General features: G+C 57.6%; 9 protein-coding genes. 3 read left to right on the top strand and 6 right to left on the bottom strand.

Features of this window, described 5'->3' with window-relative positions; translation table 11 throughout:
- Position 1: 1 nt before the first annotated feature.
- The 3 genes from SB719_RS17355 to SB719_RS17365 all read right to left on the bottom strand — a co-directional run bounded on the left by SB719_RS17355 (position 2) and on the right by SB719_RS17365 (position 3,055).
- A complete protein-coding gene (locus SB719_RS17355; protein ID WP_304233871.1) occupies positions 2 to 1,594 on the bottom strand; it encodes a sensor domain-containing diguanylate cyclase in 1,593 nt (530 codons plus the stop codon).
- Between the two features lie 222 nt (positions 1,595 to 1,816).
- A complete protein-coding gene (locus SB719_RS17360) occupies positions 1,817 to 2,425 on the bottom strand; it encodes a DsrE family protein (RefSeq protein ID WP_065648712.1) in 609 nt (202 codons plus the stop codon).
- Between the two features lie 24 nt (positions 2,426 to 2,449).
- Complete coding sequence (locus SB719_RS17365) at positions 2,450 to 3,055, bottom strand: DsrE family protein (protein WP_292969888.1); 606 nt, start codon at positions 3,053 to 3,055, stop codon at positions 2,450 to 2,452.
- Positions 3,056 to 3,697: 642 nt separating this feature from the next.
- Here SB719_RS17365 and SB719_RS17370 point away from each other — a divergent pair.
- The gene (locus SB719_RS17370; protein WP_304233876.1) at positions 3,698 to 5,161 is read left to right on the top strand and encodes a tetratricopeptide repeat protein; all 1,464 of its coding nucleotides are present in this window, start codon (positions 3,698 to 3,700) and stop codon (positions 5,159 to 5,161) included.
- 2 nt (positions 5,162 to 5,163) lie between these two features.
- Here SB719_RS17370 and hda read toward each other — a convergent pair whose 3' ends face one another.
- From hda to upp, 3 genes are all read right to left on the bottom strand, one after another.
- Positions 5,164 to 5,865, bottom strand: a complete 702-nt coding sequence (hda, locus tag SB719_RS17375; protein ID WP_240484896.1) for a DnaA inactivator Hda — start codon at positions 5,863 to 5,865, stop codon at positions 5,164 to 5,166.
- Between the two features lie 93 nt (positions 5,866 to 5,958).
- Positions 5,959 to 7,242, bottom strand: coding sequence for a uracil permease (uraA, locus tag SB719_RS17380; protein WP_314686029.1), 1,284 nt, complete (start codon positions 7,240 to 7,242; stop codon positions 5,959 to 5,961).
- A gap of 258 nt (positions 7,243 to 7,500) precedes the next feature.
- Entirely contained in the window at positions 7,501 to 8,127 is a 627-nt protein-coding gene (upp, locus tag SB719_RS17385; protein WP_039379551.1) for a uracil phosphoribosyltransferase, read from the bottom strand.
- Between the two features lie 240 nt (positions 8,128 to 8,367).
- Here upp and purM point away from each other — a divergent pair, with 240 nt between their 5' ends.
- Positions 8,368 to 9,408 (top strand): phosphoribosylformylglycinamidine cyclo-ligase, encoded by a 1,041-nt coding sequence (gene purM, locus SB719_RS17390; RefSeq protein WP_065648706.1) that lies wholly within the window; start codon positions 8,368 to 8,370, stop codon positions 9,406 to 9,408.
- Positions 9,405 to 10,040, top strand: coding sequence for a phosphoribosylglycinamide formyltransferase (gene purN, locus SB719_RS17395; protein WP_065648705.1), 636 nt, complete (start codon positions 9,405 to 9,407; stop codon positions 10,038 to 10,040). Before purM ends, purN begins: the two co-directional genes overlap by 4 nt.
- The last annotated feature ends 542 nt before the right edge of the window (positions 10,041 to 10,582 follow it).

Raw genomic sequence — 10,582 nt, forward strand, 5'->3', positions numbered from 1 at the left:
ATCAGCGTATAATGCTGCTGACCAGCGCGTCATGGCCGGCAATCATCACACAGTTTCGTCCGGCGTGCTTGGCCTGATAGAGCGCCGCATCCGCCTGCCTGAGACTCTCCTCCTGCGTGCCCTGCTGCGGTTGCCAGCAGGCGATGCCCACTGAGAGCGTGATATGGCCGGGCGGATCAATCCAGCGCTCTGCAATGCTGACGCGTACCCGCTCGGCAATAACCCGCGCCTCTTCAATAGTGGTTGCCGGCAGCAGCATCAGAAACTCTTCGCCACCGTTACGGCAGACCACATCCGTCTGACGGGCGTTGCTGCGCAACGTCTGCGCAACCTGCTTAATCACGTCGTCGCCCGCGCTGTGGCCAAAATTATCATTGACCCGTTTAAAGTGGTCGATATCCAGCGCCAGCACGGCAAACGGCTGCTGCATCGCATCAAAATAGTCGAGCACGGCGTGCAATCCGCGCCGGTTGAGCAACTGTGTCAGGGGATCGCTTTGCACTTCTGACTTAAGGCGCCCGATTTTATCCTGTACCAGTCCGATACCGGTCAGCAGTGCCCGTTTCACCTGCGCCGCCTCAAAATACCACGCGCGGATGCCGCCAATTTCTGCCGACACCCCCTGCGTATCCATCTGGCTCGCTTTTCGCGACAGCTGCCAGAGCGGCAGCGCAATCAGCCGGGCCAGCACGATCGCCACCAGTAGCGTCAGCAGCGCAAACGGCACCGAATTCTTCAGCACGTTCAGCAGCAGGCCGGAAAGCGGAGCCAGCGTAACCGCCACAGGCTTAAGCGCCACAACCATCCAGCCGGTACCCGGCACCACCGCGTAGCCAATCAGCTTGTTGCTGTTGTTCTCCGTGATCTGTGCGGTGCCGCTGCTGCGCTCCTCCCGCTCGCGTTCGCTGATAATAGCCGGCACGCTTTTACCCACCAGCTGGCTGTTCTGGTGATAAAGCACCTGATTGTTACGATCCAGGACAAAAATCTGGGTCCCGTCACGATAATATTGCTCGCCCAGCAGCGCATTCAGGATACTTTTCTTCTTCAGATAGAGCGTGCCGCCCACGTAACCCAGATAGCGTCCTTCGCTATTCCAGACAGGCCATGAAACAAACACGATGAGATTGTTCGCGGCTGAGATCACCGCCCTGCTGACCAGCGGCTGCCGCTGCGTCAGCGCTTCCCGGGATGCCTGGCTGGTAAGCTGCATGCCCTTCAGCGTCAGGGATTCCGGTGAGATCGCTTTCACGATGCCGTTACTGTCCACCACCGCGACGGAGTTGAAGCTGCTGGTCTGCTCACGCAGGCGATTGACTTCCTGCTGCGCGAGCGCCTCATCGTCAAACGCCTGGCCCAGCAGGTTAGCGCTGAAGTGCAGCTGCGACTGCGCCTGCTGAAAGAAAAGTTCTGTGGTGGTTGCCAGCTTTGTCGCGTAGGCGCGGTTGGCTTCCAGTGTGGTTTCAATCAGCACCATGCGCTGCACGCGCCAGGTCGCATAGAGCGTGTTTGCCAGCGTGATGACAATACTGATAATTGCCAGCAGCGCGATCAGCGTCCGCAGGTCAGTTTTTGGCCGGATTCGCGTCAGCATAACGCCGCCGCGCGGATAGGTTGCTTCATAGATTTACGTGCCTGACGCTGTGGTGATTGAGGGGGTCACTTGTTGTTATGAGAGACACACAAGTGTACACCGCTCAGGTCGTTTCAGCACGGATCATCCCGCCGGACTGGCAACAGAACTCTTTTTTACGCTGGATCGGTTTGCGGATTGAAGCAGAGAGGTGACAGCGGCCTGCGCCGCTGTCGGCTGAAATCACAGCATCAAAAAGGCGTATCCTTCATTCTGCAGCGTAGCGACCGTCGTGCCGCTGGAGAGCGTATGGGTTACGCGGGTATCGATCCAGTCACGCTGCAGCTGGTGAAACGCTACGGACTGATCGCAAATCGTGACTTTGACGCCTGCTTTTTTCAGCTCATCAATCAGTTTCAGGTTCGGGTTGTCAAAACCGTACGCCTTGTGAAACTGCTCATTATTCAGTGCAGCCGGGACCGCATCGCTGTTAATGGACACCACAAAGTTCAGCTGATTAAGCGGCACACCCGCAGCGTAATAGAGGTTGGTTACGCGCGCCACGCGCTCCAGACCCAGATTAGGCTGATGAATATCACCTTCGCTGCGGTTGATCTGAAACACAATTTTGTTGCTCAGCCCGGGCGTCATTGCCGGGTTGTAGTCCGGCGTATTCACAAAGTGAATTTTGCCGTAGCCGGCAATTGCCGGGGTACTCCAGAAGTCAGCGGGCTCCGCTTTTTTATCGGCAAATTTACCGCTGACTTTATCCACCAGCTCAGGAAGCTGTAACACATTACCGCCGACAAACCCTGCCAGCGCGGCGATAACAATATAAGACGCTACACGCATTCTGTTTCTCCTTAACCGAAACGATTACATCTGCAAAAGGGCATAGCCCTGATTTTCCAGCGTGGAGACCGTAGTCGGGCTGGAGAGCGCATGGATCACTGAACGATCGATCCAGGCGTTGGGATAGTGGTGAAAGGCAACAGACTGATCGCATACGGAGACTTTTACGCCCAGCTTATTCAGCGCATTGATCAGCGGCAGATTAGGGTTATCAACGCCATAAAATTGTCTGAAGTGGCTGTTGTCCAGCGTGGCAGGCGTCGCATCGCCGGTCATGGAGACAACAAACGCCAGCTGATCGACAGGGATCCCGGAGGCAACATAGAGATTCACCACGCGCGCAACCCGTTCCAGGCCCAGGTTAGGACGTTTGATATCGCCTTCATTTTTGGTGAGCTGAAAAATGACTTTATTGCTCAGGCCGGCCACCGGCTTAAAGGCCGCATCTGCTTCGTAGTGAATCTTGCCATAGCCTTCAATGGCGGGCGTGCTCCAGAACCCCTCGGGATCGGCAGGCTCAGCGGTAAAATGTTTCGCCACACGCTGATAGAGGTCGTCTCCTTTGATTATTCCTGCTCCGACCACGCCTCCCAGAACAGCAATCAGGGCATAGCTTACTGCTGAACGCATACAAACTCTCCGGCATACACGGCACGTGTATTAACAGTCCACAAGGAAAAAAGTGCCTTATCTATACCACAGCGCATACGGAACGGCGTGACCGACCCACACGGCATAAGCGCGTTTTAGTTGCGCGCAACATAATTAGCTGTGCTGATTAAACAGGGAATTCGATGGTCATGACGTCAGCGCTGCAGAATAGGCTGGCCGGAAAGCAGGTTTACCAATGCTTACCAGGCGGGTTGACGAGCGGGTTAATCCTGACCATTAATTTCTGTTAAGGTCGGTTTTTATCCGGCGCTGATGATAAAAAAAGCTGATGGAACAGGGTGATAGTTGAGGTCAGCGCCGCGCTGTTTTTCAGAGAATACCTGGAAAAATCCATGCCAGATTCAATATTTTTGAGCAACTTTACGTAACTTTGAATTCATAGTGACTTATCCGCCCGTCTGTCGCTGCATTACTGTTCAGTTTTTTGCGGCAAAACTGCGACTCACACTGCTAAACGCTCCATTATGCGCTTCTGTGGCCGCTCTCTTTGCAACCCGGCGGCCTGCGGTTAAGATAACGGCAGAGCAGAAAACCCGATTCACATCGAACATTTACCCTCTCTTCTGTCCGGCGACAGATGAGCATTATCAGGATCGAGGCATGTTAAACCGACTGCGTATCTCCGTACTGGCTACCCTCATTCCTGCGCTGCTGCTGACGCCAGCCTTCAGCGCACGCGCCGATCTCAGTGATAACCTGCCCGACATCGGCACGACGGCAGGTTCCACGCTATCCATTAATCAGGAACTGCAGATGGGCGATTTTTACGTGCGCCAGCTGCGGGCCAGTGCGCCGCTGATTCAGGATCCGCTGCTGAATCAGTACATTAATGCGCTGGGGCAGCGTCTGGTGGCGCACGCCAGTTCAGTACGCACGCCGTTTCACTTTTTCCTGATCCAGAACGACGAACTCAACGCCTTTGCCTTTTTTGGCGGTAACGTGGTGCTGCACGCCTCCCTGTTTCGCTATACCGACAATGAAAGCCAGCTCGCCTCGGTGATGGCGCATGAGATTTCACACGTGACGCAGCGCCATCTGGCGCGCGCCATGGAGGAGCAGAAACGCAGTGCGCCGCTGACCTGGGTCGGTGCGCTGGGTTCTATTCTGCTGGCGATGGCAAATCCGCAGGCGGGAATGGCCGCTCTGACCGGTACGCTGGCAGGCACCCAGCAGGGCATCATCAGCTTTACGCAGGGTAATGAGCAGGAAGCGGATCGCATCGGTATTCAGGTGCTGCAGCGCGCCGGTTTTGATCCGCAGGCGATGCCCGCCTTTCTGGAAAAGCTTGCCGACCAGACGCGCTTCTCTTCCCGGCCGCCGGAAATTCTGCTGACGCACCCGCTGCCTGACAGCCGCCTCTCTGACGCGCGCAACCGCGCAAACCAGATGCGTCCGGTGGTGGTCCAGTCGTCGCAGGATTTCTATATGGCGAAAGTGCGTGTACTGGGCATGTATCCGACCGGCCGCAATCAGCTCACTGACGATCTGCTGAATGAGTATGCGAAAGGCAATCTGCGTGAACAGCAGGCGGCGCAGTATGGCAAAGCGGTACAGTTTCTGCAGGCCAAAGATTTTGCGAATGCCAGACGTACGCTGGCGCCGCTGCTGGCGAAACAGCCGGATAACGTCTGGTTTCTTGATCTGATGACCGATATCGATCTGGGGCTAAACCAGCCGCAGCAGGCGATCGCCATGCTGAGCAGCGCCCGCGGCGGCGGCAGCGATCCGGTGCTGCAGCTCAACCTGGCTAACGCTTATGTGGAAGCGAAGCAGCCCGCCAGCGCCAGCCGCATTCTTAACCGCTATACCTTTGCCCACCCGGACGACCTTAACGCCTGGGATCTGCTGGCACAGGCGTCGGCGGCTCAGGGATTACGTGATGAAGAGCTGTCGGCACGGGCAGAGAGCCTGGCGCTCAGCGGTCAGCTCGATCAGGCCATTACCGCGCTGGGCAGCGCCAGCGCAGAGGTGCCGCTTGGCAGTCTGAAGCAGGCACGGTATGACGCCCGAATCGATCAGCTGCGTGAGCTGCAGCGGCGTTTCCGCCAGTATCAGAAAGGATAACGTCAGAGCCCGAGCGTCTCTTTAACAAACGGGATCGTCAGTTTGCGCTGGGCGCTGATAGAGGCGCGGTCAAGACGATCCAGCGTTTCAAACAGCGTGCGCATTTCACGATCGAGGCGCTTCAGCAGAAAGCGCCCGACATCTTCCGGCAGCTCAAAACCGCGCAGACCGGCACGCAGCTGCAGCGCCTGCAGTTTGTCCTCATCAGAGAGCGGCTGCAGACGATAAATTTGTCCCCAGTCGAGACGGGATGCCAGATCCGGCAGGCCAAGATTGAGCTGACGCGGTGGCCGATCGCCGGTGATCAGCAGGCGGGTTTTGCCGGTTTCCAGAATGCGATTGTAGAGGTCAAATATCGCCATCTCCCACTCCGCTTCTCCGGCAATACACTCAATGTTATCGATGCAGACCAGCGCCAGATTCTCCATGCCTTCCAGCACTTCCGGCACAAACCAGGTACGCTTATCCAGCGGTACATAGCCTACCGCCTCATCGCGGGCGGACATCTCAGCGCACGCCGCGTGCAGCAGGTGACTGCGCCCCCCGCCCTCGCGTGACCAGAAATAGAGATAGCTGCCGTGTTGCTGCGCCAGTGCGCCGCGCAGTGCGGCAAGCAGCGACGGATTGTCCCCTGGCCAGAAGCTGGCAAAGGTTTCATCATCGGGTAAGTAGAGTGGCAGTGAGAGCTGTGCCGGCGTGTTCAGAAGTACCTCAGCAAGTGAGCGGGCAGAAAACCGCGCAAGTTTATCACGATCCTCTGCAGAGATGAACCGGGCGTCCCTGCCCGGCGGACGCGCTTAGCGATCCTGATGTTCCTGCGCGTCCAGCACCACCTCTTCCGGGCGTAAGGCATTGATAATCCGGAAAATCAAGGCCAGCGCAACGCCCACCAGCGTAGCCAGCGCCATGCCTTTCAGCTCTGCCGCGCCGATATGGACTTTGGCACCGCTCACGCCGATGATCAGGATCACTGAGGTCAGGATCAGGTTCTGCGCTTTGTTGTAGTCCACTTTCGATTCAATCAGCACGCGAATACCGGAGGCGCCGATCACGCCATACAGCAGCAGCGATACGCCGCCCATCACCGGCACCGGGATCGCCTGAATCGCTGCCGCCAGCTTGCCCACGCAGGAGAGCAGAATGGCAAAAATGGCTGCTCCGCCAATAACCCAGGTGCTGTAAACGCGGGTGATCGCCATCACACCGATGTTTTCGCCATAGGTCGTGTTGGGCGTTGACCCAAAAAAGCCGGAGAACATGGTGGAGAGGCCGTTGGCGAACATGGAGCGGTGCAGCCCCGGATCGCGGATCAGATCTTTCTTCACAATATTCGCAGTCACCACCAGGTGCCCGACGTGCTCGGCAATCACCACCAGCGCGGCAGGCAGAATGGTCAGCATGGCTGCCCACTCAAAGCGCGGCGTGTAGAAGGTTGGCAGCGCAAACCAGGGCGCGTTCTCCACGCTGCGCCAGTCAACAATCCCCAGCATTGATGAGAGTGCGTAGCCCACCAGCACACCAATCAGGATTGGGATGATGGCAAGAAAACCGCGAAACAGCACGGAGCCAAACACCGTGACCGCCAGCGTAACCATGGAGATCAGCACGGTGGTGCTGTCCGGTGCCGTACCTTCTGCCGGCAGCAGGCCCGCCATGTTCGCCGCCACGCCTGCCAGTTCCAGGCCGATAACGGCCACGATAGCGCCCATCGCAGCGGGTGGAAACATCACATCCAGCCAGCCGGTGCCCGCTTTTTTCACAATCAGCGCCACAATACAGAACAGCAGACCGCACAGAATAAAGCCGCCCAGCGCCACTTCGTAACCCAGCGGCAGCAGCAGCAGTACCGGTGAAATAAAAGCAAAGCTGGAGCCGAGATAAGCGGGAATTTTACCTTTGCAGATAAACAGATAGAGTAACGTGCCGACGCCATTAAACAGCAGCACGGTCGCCGGGTTAATATGAAACAGTATCGGCACCAGCACCGTGGCGCCAAACATCGCAAACAGATGCTGCAGGCTGAGTGGAATGGTTTGCAGCAGCGGCGGGCGTTCGCTCACCCCAATGGCACGTCTCGTCATCGTATCCCCTTCCCTTCCTGTATTACAGGCGGTTAATTACTGTTTTTTTGTTAAAAAAAAGCCGACTCTCTGGTCGGCTGCTCAAATACTGTTCTTTAAAAAATGCTAATGCATATTCTGCCTGCAGGTGCAGGCCGGGTGTTGCTGGCGGCAATGGGTTCACGGCCAGCGCACAGCAGCCGGAGCGTACCGGCGCAGGCACCGGTTTCGGGCACTGCCCGGAGGCAGAGTGACCAGCAACATACCCCGGAGTAAACATTATTTCGTTCCGAAGATCTTATCGCCGGCATCGCCGAGACCCGGAATGATATAGCCTTTCTCATTCAGCCCCTGATCGACTGACGCGGTATAGAGCTCAACGTCCGGATGCGCTTTCTCCAGCGCCGCAATGCCTTCCGGTGCCGCCACCAGTACCAGCACCTTGATGCTGCTGCAGCCCGCTTTTTTCAGCAGGTCGATGGTTGCAATCATGGAGCCACCGGTCGCCAGCATCGGATCGACGACCAGCGCCATGCGTTCTTCGATGTTAGAGACCAGCTTCTGGAAATAGGGCACCGGCTCCAGCGTCTCTTCATCGCGGTAGACGCCCACCACGCTGATACGCGCGCTTGGTACGTGCTCCAGCACCCCTTCCATCATGCCGAGACCGGCACGCAGAATAGGGACCACGGTAATTTTTTTACCTTTGATTTGATCAACATCAACCGGGCCGTTCCAGCCTTCAATCGTCACGCGTTCGGTTTCGAGATCGGCGGTGGCTTCATAGGTCAGCAGGCTGCCTACTTCCGAGGCCAGCTCGCGAAAGCGTTTGGTGCTGATATCATGCTCACGCATCAGGCCGAGTTTGTGTTTAACCAGCGGGTGTCTGACTTCCACGATTTTCATGATTGTTCTCCCGGAATTGAGTTGAGCTAAAAAAAAATCGCCGGATTATACCGCCTTTTTGCTTTTGCGCCACAGCGGATTGCGCAGGGGGGTGGCTGCCTGTCCTGAGAATAGCGGAATTGCGAAAATCTGACACAACGAATATCCGGCGCGAGATCAGACTCGCAAACGTTTGCCTGCGCTGTTAGAATTGCCGCGCTTAATTTTTGCCACCAATCGCAATCGCGTGGGGATTCCGCAGTGACCGACAAAACCTCTCTCAGCTACAAAGACGCCGGTGTTGATATTGATGCTGGTAACGATCTGGTTGACCGTATTAAAGGCGTAGTAAAGAAAACCCGCCGCCCGGAAGTGATGGGTGGGCTGGGCGGCTTTGGCGCGCTGTGTGCGCTGCCGCAGAAATATCGCGAGCCGGTGCTGGTTTCGGGAACGGATGGCGTCGGCACCAAGCTGCGCCTGGCGATGGATCTCAAGCGTCACGACAGCATCGGTATCGATCTGGTCGCAATGTGTGTGAACGATCTGGTGGTACAGGGCGCTGAGCCGCTGTTCTTCCTCGACTACTATGCAACCGGCAAGCTGGACGTTGACACCGCCTCTGCGGTGATTACCGGTATTGCCGAAGGCTGCCTGCAGTCAGGCTGTGCGCTGGTAGGCGGAGAGACAGCGGAAATGCCGGGCATGTATCACGGCGAAGATTATGATGTTGCCGGCTTCTGCGTCGGCGTGGTCGAGAAATCAGAGATCATCGACGGCAGTAAAGTCCAGGATGGTGACGTGCTGATTGCCCTGGGAGCAAGCGGCCCGCACTCCAACGGCTATTCGCTGGTACGCAAAATTCTGGAAGTCAGCGCCACCGACCCGGAACGCGAGCAGCTGGAAGGTAAGTCGCTGGCCGATCACCTGCTGGCCCCGACCCGCATCTATGTAAAAAATATCCTGAGCCTGATTGAGCAGGTGGATGTTCACGCCATTGCCCACCTTACCGGCGGCGGCTTCTGGGAAAACATTCCGCGCGTGCTGCCTGATAATACGCAGGCGGTACTGGACGAGCAGAGCTGGCAGTGGCCGGCGGTGTTCAGCTGGCTGCAGCAGGCCGGGAACGTCAGCCGTCATGAGATGTATCGCACCTTTAACTGCGGCGTCGGCATGGTGATTGCCCTTAGCCCGGATGAAGCGGACAAAGCGGTCCAGCTGATGCAGGATGCCGGTGAGCAGGCGTGGAAAATCGGCGTTATTAAGGCGTCTGATTCCGCAGAGCGTGTGGTTATCCATTCATGAAAAAACTGGTTGTACTGATCTCCGGCAACGGCAGCAATCTTCAGTCCATCCTTGACGCCTGCGCCAGCGGGCGGATCAACGGCAGCGTTGCTGCCGTTTTCAGTAATAAAGAGCACGCTTACGGCCTGACGCGCGCGCAGCAGGCGAGCGTGCCGGGCCTGGCGCTGTCGCCCGGCGATTTTCCCGATCGCGAAGCCTTTGATCGCCAGCTGATGCAGGAGATAGACGCCTGCGAGCCCGATCTGGTGGTGCTGGCAGGGTATATGCGCATTCTCAGCAGCGCCTTTGTTGCGCATTATCACGATCGCCTGCTGAACATCCACCCTTCTCTGCTGCCAAAATATCCTGGCCTGCATACCCACCGTCAGGCGCTGGAGAACGGCGATAAGGAGCACGGCACGTCGGTGCATTTTGTCACCGATGAGCTGGATGGAGGTCCGGTGGTCCTGCAGGCACGGGTACCGATTTTTGCCGGCGATGATGAAGCTGAGATAACGGCGCGCGTGCAGCATCAGGAGCATGCTATCTACCCGCTGGCGATCGGCTGGTTTATGGATGGCCGGCTGGTGATGCGCGACGGCAGGGCCTGGCTGGATGGTCAGCCGCTGCCCGCGCAGGGGTATGCACCCTAGGGATGCCCGGGGCGCATTAATGCGCCCATTCGATATCCCGCAACCCGGGGCGCATGAATGCGCCCATTTGATATCCCGCGACCCGGGGCGCATAAATGCGCCCATTCGATATCCCGCAACCCGGGGCGCATGAATGCGCCCATTCGATATCCCGCAACCCGGGGCGCATGAATGCGCCCCCTACATTTATCCCCCCCGTAGGGGGCGCATTCATGCGCCCCTGGTTTAATTCGCGTGCGGAAACTAATGACGCCATTGATGCGCCCCTGGGTTAATTCGCGCGCGGAACGCGACGACGCCCGTTCGATACCCCGCAACCCGGGGCGCATTAATGCGCCCCCTACATTTATCCCCCCCCGTAGGGGGCGCATTCATGCGCCCCTGGGTTAATTCGCGTGCGGAACGCGACGACGCCCGTTCGATACCCGCAACCCGGGGCGCATTAATGCGCCCCCTACATTTATCCCCCCCCGTAGGGGGCGCATTAATGCGCCCCTGGGTTAATTCGCGTGCGGAACCTAATGACGCCATTCATGCGCCCC

This window comes from Pantoea sp. SIMBA_079, from assembly GCF_046940275.1.
Taxonomy (GTDB): Bacteria; Pseudomonadota; Gammaproteobacteria; order Enterobacterales; family Enterobacteriaceae; genus Pantoea; species Pantoea borealis.

Bases quoted from the DNA above. Each gene is read 5' to 3' on its own strand.
- purN (WP_065648705.1), top strand. From the start codon at position 9,405: ATGAAAAAACTGGTTGTACTGATCTCCGGCAACGGCAGCAATCTTCAG.
- uraA (WP_314686029.1), bottom strand. From the start codon at position 7,242: ATGACGAGACGTGCCATTGGGGTGAGCGAACGCCCGCCGCTGCTGCAA.
- SB719_RS17370 (WP_304233876.1), top strand. From the start codon at position 3,698: ATGTTAAACCGACTGCGTATCTCCGTACTGGCTACCCTCATTCCTGCG.
- SB719_RS17365 (WP_292969888.1), bottom strand. From the start codon at position 3,055: ATGCGTTCAGCAGTAAGCTATGCCCTGATTGCTGTTCTGGGAGGCGTG.
- upp (WP_039379551.1), bottom strand. From the start codon at position 8,127: ATGAAAATCGTGGAAGTCAGACACCCGCTGGTTAAACACAAACTCGGC.
- SB719_RS17355 (WP_304233871.1), bottom strand. From the start codon at position 1,594: ATGCTGACGCGAATCCGGCCAAAAACTGACCTGCGGACGCTGATCGCG.
- SB719_RS17360 (WP_065648712.1), bottom strand. From the start codon at position 2,425: ATGCGTGTAGCGTCTTATATTGTTATCGCCGCGCTGGCAGGGTTTGTC.